The sequence below is a fragment of the Actinokineospora alba genome (assembly GCF_004362515.1).
Classification (GTDB): Bacteria; Actinomycetota; Actinomycetes; order Mycobacteriales; family Pseudonocardiaceae; genus Actinokineospora; species Actinokineospora alba.
On record NZ_SNXU01000001.1, the window covers coordinates 3,810,108 to 3,827,642 of the forward strand.

At 69.7% G+C, this 17,535-nt stretch carries 19 protein-coding genes; 16 read left to right on the top strand and 3 right to left on the bottom strand.

What is annotated here, in order from left to right; all coding sequences use genetic code 11:
* Position 1: 1 nt before the first annotated feature.
* On the top strand, positions 2-1,210 hold the full coding sequence (locus C8E96_RS17440) for a hypothetical protein (protein WP_091372495.1): 1,209 nt from the start codon (positions 2-4) through the stop codon (positions 1,208-1,210).
* 37 nt (positions 1,211-1,247) lie between these two features.
* On the opposite strand, the gene C8E96_RS17445 is transcribed toward C8E96_RS17440, so the two are convergent.
* Entirely contained in the window at positions 1,248-1,772 is a 525-nt protein-coding gene (locus C8E96_RS17445; protein ID WP_133794544.1) for a hypothetical protein, read from the bottom strand.
* 143 nt (positions 1,773-1,915) lie between these two features.
* Here C8E96_RS17445 and ndk point away from each other — a divergent pair, with 143 nt between their 5' ends.
* The 9 genes from ndk (at position 1,916) to C8E96_RS17490 (ending at position 8,366) form a co-directional block, all read left to right on the top strand.
* On the top strand, positions 1,916-2,326 hold the full coding sequence (gene ndk / locus C8E96_RS17450) for a nucleoside-diphosphate kinase (RefSeq protein WP_091372484.1): 411 nt from the start codon (positions 1,916-1,918) through the stop codon (positions 2,324-2,326).
* A gap of 68 nt (positions 2,327-2,394) precedes the next feature.
* Positions 2,395-2,613 (top strand): hypothetical protein, encoded by a 219-nt coding sequence (locus tag C8E96_RS17455; RefSeq protein WP_091372478.1) that lies wholly within the window; start codon positions 2,395-2,397, stop codon positions 2,611-2,613.
* The gene (locus C8E96_RS17460) at positions 2,613-2,843 is read left to right on the top strand and encodes a hypothetical protein (protein WP_091372473.1); all 231 of its coding nucleotides are present in this window, start codon (positions 2,613-2,615) and stop codon (positions 2,841-2,843) included. Before C8E96_RS17455 ends, C8E96_RS17460 begins: the two co-directional genes overlap by 1 nt.
* A 19-nt stretch (positions 2,844-2,862) precedes the next feature.
* Positions 2,863-3,135: a DUF2695 domain-containing protein gene (locus tag C8E96_RS17465; RefSeq protein ID WP_091372468.1), complete on the top strand. Its 273-nt coding sequence runs from the start codon at positions 2,863-2,865 to the stop codon at positions 3,133-3,135.
* Positions 3,136-3,176: 41 nt separating this feature from the next.
* Positions 3,177-4,109 carry an ABC transporter ATP-binding protein gene (locus tag C8E96_RS17470; protein WP_091372464.1) on the top strand — a complete coding sequence of 311 codons (933 nt, stop codon included), beginning with the start codon at positions 3,177-3,179 and terminating at the stop codon, positions 4,107-4,109.
* The gene (locus C8E96_RS17475; protein WP_091372458.1) at positions 4,109-4,924 is read left to right on the top strand and encodes an ABC transporter permease; all 816 of its coding nucleotides are present in this window, start codon (positions 4,109-4,111) and stop codon (positions 4,922-4,924) included. The genes C8E96_RS17470 and C8E96_RS17475 overlap by 1 nt, the downstream gene beginning before the upstream one ends.
* Positions 4,925-5,761: an ABC transporter permease gene (locus tag C8E96_RS17480; RefSeq protein ID WP_091372453.1), complete on the top strand. Its 837-nt coding sequence runs from the start codon at positions 4,925-4,927 to the stop codon at positions 5,759-5,761. It abuts the gene before it with no gap.
* Positions 5,762-5,780: 19 nt separating this feature from the next.
* Positions 5,781-6,365: an HD domain-containing protein gene (locus tag C8E96_RS17485; protein ID WP_091372448.1), complete on the top strand. Its 585-nt coding sequence runs from the start codon at positions 5,781-5,783 to the stop codon at positions 6,363-6,365.
* Positions 6,366-6,395: 30 nt separating this feature from the next.
* Complete coding sequence (locus C8E96_RS17490; protein WP_091372443.1) at positions 6,396-8,366, top strand: TIGR03960 family B12-binding radical SAM protein; 1,971 nt, start codon at positions 6,396-6,398, stop codon at positions 8,364-8,366.
* Positions 8,367-8,439: 73 nt separating this feature from the next.
* Here C8E96_RS17490 and C8E96_RS33340 read toward each other — a convergent pair whose 3' ends face one another.
* Together C8E96_RS33340 and C8E96_RS17495 are read right to left on the bottom strand one after the other, a co-directional pair.
* Positions 8,440-8,598, bottom strand: coding sequence for a hypothetical protein (locus C8E96_RS33340; RefSeq protein ID WP_166658033.1), 159 nt, complete (start codon positions 8,596-8,598; stop codon positions 8,440-8,442).
* 120 nt (positions 8,599-8,718) lie between these two features.
* Entirely contained in the window at positions 8,719-10,116 is a 1,398-nt protein-coding gene (locus tag C8E96_RS17495) for a S8 family peptidase (RefSeq protein WP_176926743.1), read from the bottom strand.
* A gap of 259 nt (positions 10,117-10,375) precedes the next feature.
* Between C8E96_RS17495 and C8E96_RS17500 the strand changes: the two genes are divergently transcribed.
* The 6 genes from C8E96_RS17500 (at position 10,376) to proB (ending at position 17,492) form a co-directional block, all read left to right on the top strand.
* Positions 10,376-11,119 carry a TIGR03936 family radical SAM-associated protein gene (locus tag C8E96_RS17500; RefSeq protein ID WP_091372439.1) on the top strand — a complete coding sequence of 248 codons (744 nt, stop codon included), beginning with the start codon at positions 10,376-10,378 and terminating at the stop codon, positions 11,117-11,119.
* A gap of 181 nt (positions 11,120-11,300) precedes the next feature.
* The gene (locus C8E96_RS17505; RefSeq protein ID WP_091372435.1) at positions 11,301-14,069 is read left to right on the top strand and encodes a translation initiation factor IF-2 N-terminal domain-containing protein; all 2,769 of its coding nucleotides are present in this window, start codon (positions 11,301-11,303) and stop codon (positions 14,067-14,069) included.
* 179 nt (positions 14,070-14,248) lie between these two features.
* Positions 14,249-14,560, top strand: coding sequence for a 50S ribosomal protein L21 (rplU, locus tag C8E96_RS17510; RefSeq protein WP_091372430.1), 312 nt, complete (start codon positions 14,249-14,251; stop codon positions 14,558-14,560).
* 14 nt (positions 14,561-14,574) lie between these two features.
* The gene (gene rpmA / locus C8E96_RS17515) at positions 14,575-14,838 is read left to right on the top strand and encodes a 50S ribosomal protein L27 (protein ID WP_091372427.1); all 264 of its coding nucleotides are present in this window, start codon (positions 14,575-14,577) and stop codon (positions 14,836-14,838) included.
* Between the two features lie 90 nt (positions 14,839-14,928).
* A complete protein-coding gene (gene obgE, locus C8E96_RS17520; RefSeq protein ID WP_091372423.1) occupies positions 14,929-16,371 on the top strand; it encodes a GTPase ObgE in 1,443 nt (480 codons plus the stop codon).
* Positions 16,368-17,492, top strand: a complete 1,125-nt coding sequence (gene proB, locus C8E96_RS17525; protein WP_091372418.1) for a glutamate 5-kinase — start codon at positions 16,368-16,370, stop codon at positions 17,490-17,492. Before obgE ends, proB begins: the two co-directional genes overlap by 4 nt.
* Positions 17,493-17,535 lie beyond the last annotated feature (43 nt).

A 17,535-nucleotide genomic window follows, 5' to 3' on the forward strand; every position in this document is an offset into this window, starting at 1 on the left:
CATGCGCACCTCTCTGACGATCACCGCGCTGGCGCTGGCCGGAACCCTTGCGGGCACAGGCATCGCGCACGCCGACGGCACGCTCACGTGGACCGTCGCGAACAGCGTGGCCACCGGCGACCAGGACAACGCCTCGGTCGCTTCCGTCCGCACCGGGTACACCGCCGTCGTCTGGGAAGACGACCGCGACTCCACCAACCCGACAGACAACCTGCACAGCGAGATCTTCCTGCGGCTCTACCGCGACGGTGTCTCTCTCTACGAGAAGAAGCTCTCGGCGGTGGGCACCGGGAACTGGCGGCACCTCCAGCCCGATGTCGCGCTGCACGAGGACGGCAGCGCTGTCGTGGTCTGGGCCGACGACACCGACGGGAACGGGTACTACCAAATCGCCGTGCGCGCGGTGAACACCGCGGGCACCGTCACTGGGTCCGCCACCGCGAACGGCTCCTCGGCGGGACAGCAGACGTACCCGACCGTGGCCGCCGACCCGGACGGCCCGGGGTTCGCGGTCGCGTTCGAGGACAAGCAGAGCACCACCGCGCCGACCGTGCGGGTCTCCGGGTTCGCGTCCATCACCTCGAAGACCTATGAGGTGCAAGCGCACGCCACGGGCGGCACCCACCAGCGTCCCGATATCGCGATGGGCGCGGCGCAGAACGCGATCGTGGTGTGGGACGAGGACGGCGATGCGAACGCGACGTTCAACGTCGCCCGCAAGAGCTTCACCTCATCGGGTGCGGTCAAGCTCGCCCAGGCGGTGGTCAACGTGAACGCGGGCGGACAGCAGCGGCACCCGTCCGTGGCGGCGAACTTCAACGGCGACTTCGTCGTCGGCTGGGAGACCGACCACACGGGCGTCCCGCAGGTCGGCGTCCGGTCGTTCTCGGCCACCGGCACGGCAGGCTCGGCCGCCGACACGCTGGTCCCCGGTGCCGACCCCCAGGTCGGCATCGACGACCAGCGCGCCGCTGTCGTCAACTGGTCTGAGACCACGGACGTGTACGCCCAGGGCCTCAACCCCGACGGGTCCATTACCGGGCGGCTGCCCCGCCAGCGGCTCAACACGACCGTCACCGGGCGGCAGGACGAGCCCGCGGTGGCGGTCGACCCGTGGGGACTGATCACCCTGGCGTACACCGATGACAACGACGGCAACGGTTTCGACCAGGTCTACCTCGGCACCGGACTGATCAACAGCACCTGGTGAGGCGGGTGGCCCGGCCTCCCCGGCCGGGCCACCTCCGCTACAGGAACCGCGAGACGTTGTCCGCGAACCGCTGCCACACCGCGCGCGCCGCGCCACCTGACACCGTGAGCGACGCCGAGAGTGTCCACGGCCCCCAGGCCTCGACGTCGAGTTCGTAGCCGTAGCGGCCGTACTGGAAGCGGAAAGTGATGTACCGGTCGGCGCCCTCGGTGTGCCCTGGCATCGACCGGAACGTCCAGCTCGTCGGGGTCCGGTCGACCACCATCACCGGGTTCGTCGTCCCGAACAGGGGGAAGCCCGGCACCGAGTACAGCTCGCAGCGCTGGCCGACCTGCGGGAGGTACGTGCAGTTGCTGTCGAAGGGGAAGTACGCGGTCAGCCGGCTCGCGACCGTCGAGGTCAGGTGCTCGGGGTTGTAGGCGGTCTCCACCCACAGGTCGTATCTGTAGTGGTACGACAGGTCCGTGGGGTCGGCTTGCTCGGCGGACGCGGGGGCGGCGCTCACCCCGGCGAACAGGGCCACGACGAGGGCGACGATCGAGACGATACGTCGGGTAATCAACTTTGCACTCTCCGTTCGGTCCATGCGCTCACCGTGGCCTGACAGGCGGGAGTGCGGCAAGTCATGCCAGCCGACCGGGTTACCCTGCTCACACGCTCGTGCGTTCGGCACGCAGCGATCCCCATGAAGGAGTACGGAAAGCCGTGAGTGAGCGCACCCTGGTCCTGGTCAAGCCCGACGGTGTGAGCCGTGGCCTGGTCGGCGAGGTCATCTCCCGCATCGAGCGCAAGGGCCTCACGCTGGCCGCGCTCGAACTGCGCAACGTCGAGCGCGATGTCGCCGAGCAGCACTACGCCGAGCACGACGGCAAGCCGTTCTTCGAGTCACTGCTCGAGTTCATCACCTCCGGTCCGGTCGTCGCGCTCGTCGTCGAGGGCCCCCGCGCCATCGCCGCGTTCCGCCAGTTGGCGGGCGGCACCGACCCGGTCGAGAAGGCCACCCCGGGCACCATCCGCGGTGACTTCGGCCTGGAGGTGCAGTTCAACCTCGTGCACGGCTCGGACTCGGTCGAGTCCGCCGAGCGCGAGATCAAGCTGTGGTTCCCCAGCCTGTGATCATGGCGGCTGCCACCCCGTGACAGCGGGGTGGCAGCCGACTGGCGGCGGCCGTGCATGATGGCGGCGTGCAACTCAGAGAACTGGACACGCTGTTGGTGTCCCTGCTCAGCCAGGAACACCCTGAGATCTTGAGCGCCGCGGCTCTGAACAAGGAGCACTCCCGGCACAGCCGCGTCCGGGTCGAGTTCGCTTCGGGCGCGCGGGCGACCATCCAGGTCCGCACGGTCGAGGGCCCGAAGGTGCCCGGTCACAAGCCATATGAGATCCCGGCCGAGGTGATCTGATGTGGCGTGATCGTTTCATCGAACATGTCCGCACGTTGCTCACCGAGTGCGGCCATCCGGAAATCGCAGGCGTCGACACCTATCGGATCGATGACTCCGTGACGGATCTGCAAATCACCTGCACCGACGGCCGGGTGATCAAACTGAACATCGTGCGCAGTTCCCCTCCGGCTGGTGACAACTACTCGCAGCCTGAGCCGATCGTCACGAAGGCGCCGATCGACGCCTGATCACCACCTGGATTCCGTCATGGACAAGGCCGCGCGCAAGGCGATTCTTCGAGAGCTTCGAGAGCAGGAGCGCGCTCGCTGGTGGGCGACGCTGGGGCTGACGAGCGCGCAACTCGACGCTCTGCATGAGCACATCCTGGCCAACCTGATCGATTGCTGCAGCGGGGAGCTCGAGTTGTCGGAGCAGTGGGCGAACCAGGTGGGTGTCGACTGGTCCAGGCTTGAGCAGGCCCTGATGGAACTCGGCGGGTACTGCGACTGCGAGGTCGAGGCGAACGTCTGCCCGGACTAAATCCCTCGAAACTGTCGGACCCCACGTCTAGGGTTCGGCGAGTGGGTGGGAATGGCGCGCTGGTGCGCGCGGATGGGCTGACCAAGCGCTTCGGGGAGTTCGAGGCGGTCCGGGGCATCGACCTCGACGTGCGGCCGGGGGAGGCGTTCGGCTTCCTCGGGCCCAACGGCGCGGGCAAGTCCTCGACGATGCGGATGATCTCCTGCGTGTCCCCGCGCAGCGGCGGTGAGCTGACCGTCCTCGGCATGGACCCCGACCGGCAGGGACCGCAGATCCGCGCCCGCCTGGGCGTGGTGCCGCAGCTCGACAATCTCGACAACGACCTCTCGGTCCGGCAGAACCTGCACATCTACGGCCGCTATTTCGGCCTCGGTAAAGCACATCTGCGCGAGAAGGCCGCAGAACTCCTCGATTTCGCGCAGCTCACCGAGCGCGCCGACGACCCGGTTGAGCCGCTCTCCGGCGGCATGAAGCGGCGCCTGACCATCGCGCGCTCGCTGATCAACGATCCCGAGCTGCTGCTGCTCGACGAACCCACCACCGGGCTCGACCCGCAGGCGCGGCATCTGTTGTGGGACAAGCTGTTCCGGCTCAAGCAGGACGGCGTGACGCTGATCGTCACCACGCACTACATGGATGAGGCAGAGCAACTTTGCGACCGTCTCGTCGTCATGGACAACGGCCGGATCGCCGCCGAGGGCAGCCCCGGGGAGCTGATCGCCAAGCACTCCACCCGCGAGGTCCTGGAACTGCGCTTCGCCCCGGGGACGCAGCAGGACGTCGAGCCGCTCGTCACCGACCTCGCCGACCGCGTCGAAGTCCTGCCCGACCGTCTGCTGCTCTACACCGCCGACGGCGAGGCGGCCCTGGCCGCGGCGCACTCGCGCGGTGTCCAACCGGTGTCGAGCCTCGTCCGCCGCAGCACGCTGGAGGACGTCTTCCTCCGCCTCACCGGCCGGACGCTGGTGGACTGATGACCTCCGTCCTCGCCCGGCCCGCCACCGGCCGCGTCCTGAGCCCGACCCGCGCGTCGCTGCTCGTCGTCGACGGCCTGTGGACCTGGTACCGCCGCAACTGGCGGGCCTCGGTCACCTCCGGCTTCCTTCAGCCCGTGCTCTACCTGGTCGCCCTCGGGTTCGGCTTCGGCTCGCAGGTGACGGCGAGCCCGACGACCCTGGGCCTGCCGTACGTGCAGTACCTGGCGCCCGCGCTGCTCGTCGCGTCCCTGATGCAGGTCGCCGCGTTCGAGTCGACCTACCCGATCCTGTCGGCGTTCCGCTGGCAGCGCAGCTACCTCGCGATCGCGGCGACGCCGATCACCCCGAGCCAGGTCCTCGCGGGCCAACTCGGCTGGATCGCGGTTCGCCTGAGCTTTACCGCCGTCGCGTTCACGCTGGTCGCGGCCGTGCTGGGGGCGATCACCGGGCCCGGAATCATCCTGTCGATCCTGATCAGCGTGCTGACCGGGATGGCGATGAGCGCGCCGATCGTGGCGTACTCCGCGACCCTCGAGAACGAGGGCCAAGGGTTCAACGTCGTGTTCCGGTTCATCATCATCCCGATGACGCTGTTCGCGGGCACGTTCTTCCCGGTCGACCAGTTACCCGGCTGGGTCCAGCCGCTGGTGTGGATCACCCCGCTCTGGCACGGCACCGAACTCTCCCGCGACGCCGCGTTCGCCACCCTGGAGCTGTGGCCCACGCTCGGCCACCTCACCTACCTGACAGCGATGGTCGCCGTCGGCGCGTACCTCGGTCGGCGCGTGTTCATCCGAAGGCTGGCGGTGTAGATGACTCAGACCATCATGCGTCCCGAGGCCGAGCCCGCGGGCTTGATGTTCCGCATGCTGCCCACGGGGATGTACGCGGGCCGGTCGTCGGTCCTCGTCGAACGGTCCTACCTGGTCAACAAGCGGGCCTGGCTGATCATCTTCTCGGGGTTCTTCGAGACCCTGTTCTTCCTGTTCGGTCTGGGTTTCGGCTTCGGCAGGATGGTGGGGGAGGTCGCGGGCCCCGGCGGCACCCCGATCAGCTACGTCGCCTTCATCGCCCCGGCGCTGCTCGCCGCGTCCGCCATGAACGGCTCGGTCTACGACGCCACTTTCAACATCTTCTTCAAGTTCAAATACAGCCGCCTCTACGACGCCATGCTGGCGACGCCACTGGGCCCGCTGGACATCGCGATCGGCGAGATCACCTGGGCCCTGATCCGCGGCGCCCTCTACGCGGGCGGCTTCCTCGCGGTGATGCTGGGCATGGGCCTGCTGACGTCCCCCTGGGCCTTGCTGGCCCTGCCCGCCGCGATCCTGATCTCGTTCGGCTTCGCCGCGGTGGGGATGGCGTGCACGACGTTCATGCGGTCCTGGCAGGACTTCGACTACGTGCAGCTCGCGCTCATGCCGATGTTCCTGTTCTCGTCGACGTTCTTCCCACTCAGCGTCTACCCGGAGCCACTGCAGGTCGCCATCAAGTGCTTCCCGCTCTACCACGCGATCGAGATCATGCGGGGCTTGTGCACGGGCTTCGTGGACCCGTCGATGCTCGGCCACCTCGCATACTTCGCCGCCATGGTCGCCATCGGCATCACCATCTCCGCCAAACGGCTCGGCAAACTCCTGCTCTCCTGATCGCACCTACGCTGGTCGGGTGCCCACCGCCGCGCTGCGCCGCGCATTGACCGAACCCGGCCCGCGACCGCTACCCGACCGCGCCGCCGACCTGTTGACCACGCTGGACGCTCCACCCCGGCTCGCCGCGCACCTGCGGGCCGTGCACGACGTGGCCGTGCAGCTAGTCGACTGGGTGGCGCTACATCACCCCACCGTCGAGGTCGATCGCGAAGCCGCCCTCTTCGGCGCCGCCACCCACGACATCGGCAAGACCCTCCACCCCGACGAGCTGTCCGGCCCCGGCTCCGCCCACGAGCAGGCGGGCTACGAGTTGCTCCGCGCCCACGGCGTCGACGAGCGGCTCGCCCGCTTCGCCCGCGACCACGCCTCCTGGACCGGCCCGCACATCGGCTTCGACGACCTGCTGGTCAGCCTGGCGGACAAGGTCTGGAAGGCCAAACGCGTCCCCGACCTGGAGCAACGCGTGGTCGACCACCTCGCGGCCGCCGCCGGGCAGCAGCCGTGGGAGGCGTTCCTGGCACTCGACGACTTCCTCGACACGCTCGCCGCCGATGCCGACAGCAGGCTGGCCTACCAGGCGAGCCACCCCATCGCCGTCTGACCCGATTCCGAAGGGTTACCCTGGTGCGTTGTGAGCGTCGAGTCAGTCTTCCCCCAGCTTGAGCCCCTGCTCCCCAGGGTCTCCAAGCCCGTCCAATACGTCGGCGGGGAGCTCAACGCCACCGTCAAGCCGTGGGACAGCGCCAACGTCCGCTGGGCGCTGATGTACCCCGACGCCTACGAGGTGGGGCTGCCCAACCAGGGCGTCATGATCCTCTACGAGGTGCTCAACGAGCAGCCCGACGTCCTGGCCGAGCGCACTTACGCGGTCTGGCCGGACCTCGAGAAGCTGATGCGGGAGCACAACGTCCCCCAGTTCACCGTCGACGGCCACCGCCCGCTCGGCGCGTTCGACATCCTCGGCGTCAGCTTCTCCACCGAACTCGGCTACACCAACATGCTCACCGCCTTGGACCTCGCCGGCATCCCGCTGCACGCCAAGGACCGGACCGAGGACCACCCCGTCGTGCTCGCGGGCGGGCACGCGTCGTTCAACCCGGAGCCGGTCGCGGACTTCATCGACGCGGCCGTGCTGGGTGACGGCGAAGAGGCTGTCCTCGAGATCTCCAACATCATCCGGCAGTGGAAGGCCGAGGGCCGCCCCGGCGGCCGCGACGAGCTGCTGACCCGCATGGCCGAGACCGGCGGCGTCTACATCCCGCGCTTCTACGACGTCACCTACGGCGACGACGGTTCGCTCGGGCAGGCCAAGCCCAACCGCGACCGCATCCCTGAGACCATCGCCAAGCGCACCACGATGGACCTCGACGCCTGGCCGTACCCGAAGCAGCCGCTGGTGCCGCTCGCCGAGAGCGTGCACGAGCGGATGAGCGTGGAGATCTTCCGCGGCTGCACCCGCGGCTGCCGCTTCTGCCAGGCGGGCATGATCACCCGTCCGGTGCGCGAGCGCTCCATCGAGGGCATCGGCGCGATGATCCAGAAGGGGCTGGAGGCCAGCGGGTTCGAGGAAGTCGGCCTGCTCTCGCTCTCCAGCGCCGACCACAGCGAGATCGGCGAGATCACCAAGCAGCTCGCCGACCGCTACGAAGGCACCAACACCGGCCTGTCGCTGCCCAGCACCCGGGTCGACGCGTTCAACATCGACCTGGCGAACGAGCTGTCCCGCAACGGAAGGCGCTCGGGTCTGACCTTCGCGCCGGAGGGCGGCAGCGAGCGCATCCGGCGCGTCATCAACAAGATGGTGTCCGAAGAGGACCTCATCAAGACCGTCAGCGCCGCCTACGCCAACGGCTGGCGCCAGGTGAAGCTGTACTTCATGTGCGGCCTCCCCACCGAGACCGACGACGACGTCCTGCAGATCGCCGAGATGGCGAAGAACGTCATCCGCGCTGGCCGGGAAGCCAGTGGCCGCAAGGACATCCGCTGCACCATCTCCATCGGCGGGTTCGTCCCCAAGCCGCACACCCCGTTCCAGTGGGCCGCCCAGTGCGACCCGGACACTGTGGACAGCCGGTTGCGGAAACTGCGTGAGGCCGTCAACTCCGACCGCGACCGCAGCCTGGGCCGCAACATCGGCATGCGCTACCACGACGGCAAGCCCAGCCTCATCGAAGGCCTGCTCTCGCGCGGCGACCGCCGCGTCGGCCGCGTCATCGAACGAGTCTGGCGCGACGGCGGCCGCTTCGACGGCTGGAGCGAACACTTCTCCTACGAACGCTGGGTTTCCTCGGCGGCGGCGGAACTGGAACCACTGGGCGTCGACCTGGCGTGGTTCACCACCCGCGAGCGGACCGAGGCGGAAGTCCTGCCCTGGGACCACCTCGACTCGGGCCTCGACAAGGAATGGCTCTGGGACGACTGGCAGGACGCCCTCGACTCCCGCGAACAGGACGACTGCCGGTGGACCCCGTGCTTCGACTGCGGTGTCTGCCCGGCGATGGGCACGGATATCGAGATCGGCCCCACCGGGCGCAAGCTGCTGCCGATCAGCCCGGTCGGTATCGGCTCCCCCGTGCAGAACCCAGCCCTGACGTCCCCATGACCGCCCGCGGTGCCACCGACGCCGACCTGGGCGTCGGTGGCGCAGCTGCGCAGGCATAGGGCCACCGGCCGTCTTACTTCGTCATATTGAAATAGATGTCCATCATGCCGCCGCGGACCGTAGGGGCGTCGCGGTCACCTTCCACCATCGGCGAGCTTTCGTCGGATGCGGTGACGTCGGGGGTTCCGGCGACCTCGGGGGCGTCGTCTGGGATGTCCTCGGGCGTTGCCATGTGCTCCATCCAGGTCCGAGCGGTCGGTATTGCCAGTTCGATCCAACCCGTTGCGAGAGCGCAACGGCATCGCTCGATCGGGCGATGCGCGCGGGGTCGACCCCCCGAACGGCACAAAGATCAGCTGACAGCGGCCAAAGCGTCGACCATCCCGTGCCCGTGGAAGCTGTTGTACGGCGCATACCCAGAGCAGTAAGCGTCCTGCCCGCCAGCCCCATCAAGGTCATAATCCGCCGGACAAGGCACCGTCCGAGCCTGCCCCGTCAGCAACCGGCTCAACGCCTGCGGAGTCGCCCCCCGATGCGTGCTGGCCAGCAGCGCCGCGACCCCCGACACATGCGGCGTCGCCATCGAAGTCCCGCAAGACTCGGCATACCCGCCAGGCACCGTGGACAACACGCAGTCGTCGCGATCCCCACCAGGCGCGGTCACATCGACCACCCCGAGCCCATACGCGCTATACCCGGCCTTGAGCTCCGAAGGACCCACCGCCGACACCGCCACCACCCCGCGCAACCCGGCGGGCAGCACCTTGCAGCTGTCATCCAACGTCCGCCGTGATCCCTTGGCGTCCACCGTCTGCCCGTGCGGCCGGGCCAAGTCGATGTTCTCGTTCGACGCCGCCGCCACCACTAGCACGCCCCGCTTGGTCACGTAGTCGACCGCGCGGCGCACCGCTTCGGAGACCACGCGTTCGCCGTCGCGGTCGCAGGTCTGCAGCCACGGGTCGACGAAGTAGCTGTTGTTGGCCACCGCCATGCCCTGCGCCGCCGCCCACATCAGGCCGCACACCACCGCCTCCGGGAACACGAACCCGGCGTCGTCGACCACCTTCACCGACGCGAGCCGCACCCCGGGGGCGACCCCGGTGACGCCGCTGCCGTCGTCGGCGGCGGCGATGATCCCGGCGACGTGCGTGCCGTGCGGGGACTCCGTGGGCTGCCACGCCGCGGGTGTCGAGTCGGGCTTGCCGCCCAGGCACCCGGCGGACCGGGCGGGGTCGACGGCGGCCGCGAGGTCGGGGTGGGTGGAGTCGACACCGGAGTCCAACACCCCGACGGTCACGTCGGAGCTGCCCGGGTCGATCGCGCGGGCCCGGTCGGCCCCGATCATCGCCATGTTCCACTGCTCGGCGGTCCGGTCGGCCTTGGGCACCTCGTACGCCGTCCGGGTGGCCTCGACCTGCTTGGACCGACCGACCGCGCTCTGCGCGCTGAACACCCGGTCACGGCCCATCAGCGCCGGGAACCGACGATCACTGGACGTGACGACGCCCACGCCGATCTGGGGGTAGTAGGCCACCGTGGACCCGCACTTCGAGGACGCTTCCGCGGCGGCGTCACCGGCGCTGGTCCACGGCTCGTAGAGGACGACGTACCGCACGTCGAGATGGTGGTCCCCGCAGGTGACGACACTCGGCTCCATGGGCGCGGCGAACGCGGGCTCGGTGCTCACGAGCACCGTCGCGACCGCCGCGACACTGACCACTGCCGCCTGGGTTCGGCGCAGCAGAGGCACGGGCGACCTCCAGTACTGGCCTGCCGGATTCCTCGGGTCGTGCTGACCACTCGCTGCGGACGGTAGCCACGACCCGCCCGGGAAACAACCTGGACGGCGGAATTGGCCGCGGCTGGGCCCCGAGTGCTGCCAACCGGAGTAATTCAGTCGGCGAATCGCGCCACGGTACGGTTCTCCCTGCAGGCAGAAGCACCGTCGGACACATCCCCTAGGAGTAATCCTGAGTCGCCAGGATCAGCCCAACCCGTCGGCCGCGCCGGTGCAGAAGCTGCGCCTGCGCTACGCCAAACGGGGAAGGCTCCGCTTCACCTCACACCGCGACGTGGCCCGCACGTTCGAGCGCGCGCTGCGCCGGGCGGGTGTGCCGATGGCCTATTCCCAGGGATTCAGCCCGCACCCGAAGATCTCGTGGATCGGCGCGGCGCCGACCGGGGTGGCCAGTGAGGCCGAGTACGTGGAGATCTCGGTCGTCGAGGCGGTCGACCCGGCCAGGCTGGCGGCCGCGCTCGACGAGGCGCTCCCGCCGGGCATCGACGTGCTGGAGTCGGTCGTGGCCGGTCCGGGCGGGCTCGCGGAGCGGATGGAGGCCAGCCGCTGGCGCATCGAGCTGCCGGGTGTGCCGGTCGACGAGCTGCGCGGCGCGGTGGCGAAGCTCCTCGCCGAGGAACACGTCGAAGTGGAGCGGCTCACCAAGGACGGCAGGCGGCTGATCGACGCCCGACCTGCGGTTATTCGTGCCGACGTGCTCGACTCCGCCGACCCGGAGTCCGGTGTGGGCATCGACATGCCAGTGGATTCGCCCCCGTATGGGATACTGGTCGCGGTCGTTCGGCAGACAACACCAGCCGTTCGGCCCGACGACGTACTGAGCGCGTTGCGCGTCGTCGCCGCTCTGGAACCGCCCGTGCCCGCGAAGGCGACGCGGATGGCCCAGGGACGGCTTGACGACGATGGCGTTCTGTCCGACCCGCTGGCCCTCGATCGGGCGGCGACAGCCGGATAGTCCGCCTGGGAGACGCAGTGCCTCACCGTGGTCGAACGACCTGCCGTCAGCCGGTGTCGGTCCCATGACCGGCATCGAGACGGCGAGAGGCGAGGATTCCCGCCGCCTTGCGCGGTGGAAACACAACTAGGCCCCTGAGCGGCCGCGTCTGCAGGGACGCGCCCGGGGGCGGAGGAGTTACATGTCGGATATGTCGAACCCTGCCGGAAGCACCGGCGGGGCTACCACCACAACTACCCATGCGGCGCTGGCGGATCTTCCCGCCAAGGTTCGGGTGCACGCCCTCGCGAAGCTGCTGGAAGTCAGCAGCAAGGACGTCATCAGCGCCCTCACCGACCTCGGTGAAGAGGTGCGCGGCGCGCAGTCCAGCGTCAGCCGCGACGTCGCCATCAAGGTCGCCGAGGCCCTGACCAGCGACGACACTGGCCTCGACACTGTCGACAGGGCGAGTGAGCCCGTCGAGGCGCCGGTCGAGCCGGAGCCCGTGGCCCCGCGCAAGGCCCGGATACCGCCGACGCCGGTGTTCGCCTCCGCGTCGCCGCTGTTCCTCCCGCCCGAGCCGGTCGCGGCCCCCGCCCCGGTCAAGCGGCGCGAGGAGCGCGACGAGGAGCCGGTCGAGGAGATCGCCCCCAAGGCAGCCGCCGCTCCCAAGGCCGCCGAACCGGCCGACGAGTCGCACGCCGACGATGACGACGAGGACGGTGGCGCCAGCCGTCGCCGTCGCCGTGGTCGCCGCGGCCGCGGGCGCGGCAAGGGCGTCAACGACGAGCCGGAGTCGACCGACACCCGGACGGACGCCGACGACACCGCCGAGGCCGAAGAGCCCGCGCAGGACGAGCCGTCCACCCAGGACGACGAGACCGGCGACGCCGCCAGCCGTCGTCGCCGCCGCCGTCGTCGCCGCAAGGGCGGGGACGACGGTGACTACTCGGCCACCGAGTCCACCCCGGACGACCCGCCGAACACCGTGGTCCACGTCCGCGAGGTGCGCGACGAGAAGACCGAGGCCGCCGACGCCCGCAACGAGGTGCGCAGCGTGCGCGGCTCCACCCGGCTCGAGGCCAAGCGCCAGCGTCGCCGCGACGGCCGCGAGGCAGGCCGCAGGCGCGCCCCGATCCTGTCCGAGGCCGAGTTCCTGGCCCGCCGTGAGGCTGTCGACCGCGCGATGATCGTGCGGGAGAACCCGGACCGCACGCAGATCGCGGTCCTGGAGGACGGTGTGCTCGTCGAGCACTTCGTCACCTCGACCGGCACCGGCTCCCTGGTCGGCAACGTCTACCTGGGCCGTGTCCAGAACGTGCTGCCCAGCATGGAAGCCGCCTTCGTCGACATCGGCCGCGGCCGCAACGCCGTGCTCTACGCCGGTGAGGTCGACTGGGACGCCGCGGGCCTGGAAGGCAAGGCCCGCAAGATCGAGCAGGCCCTGTCCACCGGCGACAGCGTGCTCGTGCAGGTCACCAAGGACCCGATCGGCCACAAGGGCGCCCGGCTCACCACCCAGATCTCGCTGCCCGGCCGCTTCCTGGTCTACGTGCCCGGCGGCGGCGCCACCGGCATCTCCCGCAAGCTGCCGGAGAACGAGCGGCGCAGGCTCAAGGACGTCCTCAAGCGGATCGTCCCCGAGGACGCGGGCGTCATCATCCGCACCGCCTCGGAGGGCATCAGCGAGGAAGAGCTGGGCCGCGACGTCCGCCGTCTGCAGGCGCAGTGGCAGGTCATCAAGGACAAGTCCGAAGGCACCAACGGCGTCAAGAAGGCCGGCTCTCCCTCGCTGCTCTACGAGGAGCCGGATCTGCTGGTGAAGGTCGTCCGCGACCTGTTCACCGAGGACTTCTCGACGCTCGCGGTCCAGGGTGAGACGGCGTGGGAGACAATCGACTCCTACGTCCGCCACGTGGCCCCCGAGCTGCTCGACCGGGTCCGCCGCCACGTGGGCCCGAAGGACGTCTTCGCGGAGACGCGGGTCGACGAACAGCTGCTCAAGGCGCTCGACCGCAAGGTCTGGCTGCCCTCGGGCGGCTACCTGATCATCGACCGCACCGAGGCGATGACGGTCATCGACGTCAACACGGGCAAGTTCACCGGATCCGGTGGCAACCTCGAGGAGACGGTGACCCGCAACAACCTGGAGTCGGCCGAGGAGATCGTCCGCCAGCTCCGGCTGCGCGACATCGGCGGCATCATCGTCATCGACTTCATCGACATGGTGCTCGAGTCCAACCGGGACCTGGTCCTGCGCAGGCTCACCGAGTGCCTTGGCCGCGACCGCACGCGCCACCAGGTCGCCGAGGTCACCTCGCTGGGTCTCGTGCAGATGACCCGCAAGCGGGTCGGCACGGGCCTGCTGGAGGCCTTCAGCAACACGTGTGAGCACTGCAAGGGCCGTGGCGTGGTGGTCAGCACCGAGACCGCCAAGGCCGCTCCCGTGCCGCAGCAACAGCAGCAGCAGCAGCCCGCTCCGCAGAAGGAGAAGGAGCCGGAGCAGACCGGCGGCGGCAGGCGCCGCGGCCGGGACCGCGACCGGGACAAGGGCAAGGACCAGCAGCAGCCGGTCGTCAAGGACGAGCCGGTGCGCGACGACGTGAAGAACGCCGTCGCCACCATCGCCAAGGCGACGGTCAAGCACGCCGACGACGGTCACCACGACGCCGAACCGGTGGCTGCTGAGCCCGTCAAGGCCGCAGAGCCCGCCAAGGCTCCTGAACCCGTCAAGGCCCCTGAACCCGCCGTCGAGGCCCCCGTGGCCCAGGCGTTGGGTGACGTGTCCGGCGACGGTCACGCGGAGCACGACAACGTCAGCAACGGCCGCGCGCCCGAGCCCGTCGTGGAGGCTCCGGCAGCCCCCGCGGCACCCGTGGCGGCACCCGCCGTCTCGGCCCCCCGCAGGCGCAGCCGTCGGACCGCCTCGCGGCCCGCCGGCCCGCCGGTCAACGCAGGTCAGGAGGGCTGATGGCGAGCATCACCATCACCATTGGCCACCCCGGTTTGACCTCGATTCCCACGGCCACGTAACCTGTGACACGGCCCGCCGTTCGGTGGGCCGTGTCGTGAGAAGCCCAGCTCGGTGTGGTTCTTTCCGGAGCCAGGGCACCCATGACCCCCATTGTCTAGTAAGCAGGAGCCTTCCCGATGTACGCGATCGTCAAGACCGGCGGCAAGCAGTACAAGGTGGCTGTCGGCGACGTCGTCGAGGTCGAGAAGCTTGTCGGCACGCCCGGCACCGAGCTGAGCCTCGCCGCGGTGCTCGTTGTCGACGGCACCGACGTCACCACCGACGCGGACGCCCTGGCGAAGGTTTCGGTGACCGGCAAGGTCGTCGAGCAGACCAAGGGCCCCAAGATTCGTATCCACAAGTTCAAGAACAAGACCGGCTACCACAAGCGTCAGGGTCACCGTCAGAAGTTGACCCGCGTCGAGGTCACCGGCATCACGGTTAAGTGAGGACCTGAGCAGCCATGGCACACAAAAAGGGTGCATCCAGCTCGCGTAACGGGCGTGACTCCAACGCCCAGTACCTCGGCGTGAAGCGCTACGGCGGCCAGGTCGTCAAGTCCGGCGAAATCCTGCTCCGTCAGCGCGGCACCAAGTTCCACCCCGGTGTGAACGTCGGCCGCGGTAAGGACGACACGCTGTTCGCCCTGGCCGCGGGCGCGGTCCAGTTCGGCGAGAAGCGCGGTCGCAAGACCGTCAACATCGTCCCCGTCGAAACGGCTGCGTAAGTCGTTCGACTGCAAGACTCCGACGAGGGGTGGGCTGGATCGCATCCGGCTCACCCCTCGTCTTTTGTTCGTTCTTGAGAGGAAATTCCAGTGTCCCGATTCGTCGACCGAGTGGTCATCCATGTTGCCGCGGGCAGCGGCGGCAACGGCTGTTCGTCGGTGCACCGGGAGAAGTTCAAGCCTCTCGGCGGCCCCGACGGCGGCAACGGCGGCAACGGCGGTGACGTCGTCCTCGTCGTGGACAGCAACGTCCACACGCTGCTCGACTTCCACTTCCGCCCGCACGCCGACGCGGGCAGCGGCAAGCAGGGCGGCGGTGCGAACCGCGACGGCGCCACCGGCGAGACCGTGGAGTGGAAGGTGCCCGACGGCACCGTCGTGCTCACGCCGGAAGGCGAGATCGTCGTCGACCTGGTCGGCCACGGCACCCGCTTCGTCGCCGCGCAAGGCGGCCGGGGTGGTCTCGGCAACGCCGCGCTGGCCTCCAAGGCCCGCCGCGCGCCCGGGTTCGCCCTGCTCGGCGAGCCGGGGGAGACCCGCGACCTGGTCCTGGAGCTGCGCTCGGTCGCCGACGCGGGCCTGCTGGGCTTCCCGTCCGCGGGCAAGTCGTCGCTCATCGCGGTGATGTCCTCGGCCAAGCCGAAGATCGCCGACTACCCGTTCACCACCCTGGTCCCGAACCTCGGCGTGGTCACGGCGGGGGAGTCGGTCTACACGATCGCCGACGTCCCGGGCCTGATCCCGGGGGCGAGCCAGGGCAAGGGCCTCGGCCTGGACTTCCTGCGCCACATCGAGCGCTGCTCGGTGCTGGTCCACGTGGTCGACTGCGCGACCTACGAGGCCGACCGCGACCCGCTCTCCGACATCGACGCCCTCGAGCAGGAGCTGTCGCTCTACACCCCGTCGCTCGGCGGCGACCTCAACGACCGGCCGCGGATCGTGGTGCTGAACAAGATCGACGTGCCGGAGGCGCGCGAGCTTGCCGAGCTGGTCCGGCCCGAGATCGAGGCGCGCGGACTGCCAGTGTTCGAGGTCTCGACCGCCACCCGCGAAGGTCTGCGTGAGCTGAGCTTCGCGCTGGCGAAGGTCATCGAGGAGGACCGGGCGAGCAAGCCCGCGCCCGAGGCCACCCGGACCGTCCTGCGGCCCACCGCGGTCGACGACGCCGGTTTCCGCATCGAGGCGGACCCGGACGAAGAGGGCGGCTTCATCGTCCACGGCGAGCGCCCGCAGCGGTGGGTGCGCCAGACCGACTTCACCAACACCGAGGCCGTCGGCTACCTCGGCGACCGCCTCGCGCGGCTGGGTGTCGAGGAGGCCCTGGCCAGGGCGGGCGCACGCCCCGGCTGCCCGGTCACCATCGGCACGCACACGTTCGACTGGGAGCCGTCGACCCCGGCCGGTGTCGCGATGATGATGCACGGCCGCGGCAGCGACCCCCGGCTCGACCAGCCCGAACGCATCGGTGCCGCCGAGCGCAAGGTCGCCAAGCAGGCGCGCCGCACCCGCAAGGACGAGGACGACGACGAGTGACCCTGCGCTCGGCCACCCGCGAGGCGGTGACCTCGGCGCGGCTCATCGTGGTGAAGGTCGGCTCGTCGTCGCTGACGACGGCCGAAGGCGGGCTGGACCCGGCCCGCCTCGACGCCTTGGTCGACGCCGTCGCCGCCCGGCGGGCGGCGGGCAGCCAGGTCGTCCTGGTGTCCTCAGGTGCCATCGCCGCGGGTCTCGCCCCGATGGGCATCCCGCGGCGGCCGCGTGACCTGGCGACCCAGCAGGCGGCCGCGAGCGTCGGGCAGTTGGTGCTCGGGCACGCTTACGTCGCCTCCTTCGCGCGCTATTCGCTGACGGTCGGGCAGGTTCTGCTCACCGCCGACGATGTGGTCCGTCGCTCCCACTACCGCAACGCTCAGCGGACCCTGTCCCGGTTGCTGGCGTTGGGGATCGTCCCGGTGGTGAACGAGAACGACACCGTGGCCACCGAGGAAATCCGCTTCGGCGACAACGACCGCCTGGCGGCCTTGGTGGCCCACCTCATCGGCGCCGACGCGCTGGTACTGCTGTCCGATGTGGACGCTTTGTACGACGGCGACCCCCGGCGAGGTGCCGCACGTCGCATCGACGAGGTGGCCGACGCGTCCGATGTGGACGGAGTGGTTGCAGGCGCGACCGGCGCCTCCGGCCTCGGAACCGGTGGTATGGCATCGAAACTCGCCGCCGCCCGCCTCGCCTCGGCGGCAGGTATCCCGGTGCTGTTGGCTTCCTCGGCGCACGCCCCCGAAGCGTTGACCTCGGCAGGCGTGGGCACCGCGTTCGCCTCCGCCGGGCGCAGGCTCTCAGCCCGCCGCTTCTGGCTCGCCTACGCGGCCGAGTCCGCGGGCCGCTTGGTTCTCGACGACGGCGCCGTCGCGGCGGTTGTCGTTCGCCGCCGCTCACTGCTGGCCGCGGGCATCACCTCTACTTCCGGCGACTTCGGCCTCGGCGACGTCGTCGAACTCGCCGACTCCACGGGCAAGGTCGTCGCCCGGGGGGTCGTGAACTTCGACTCGACGGAGCTACCGGCCCTGATCGGCCACTCCACCCACCACCTCCCCAACGACCAACGCCGCGAGGTCGTGCACGCGGACGACCTCGTCCCCTTGCGCCATCACTAGTCCGCCTCCCGGAATCCATCAGCGCCAGGGCCCGCCCTGGGCC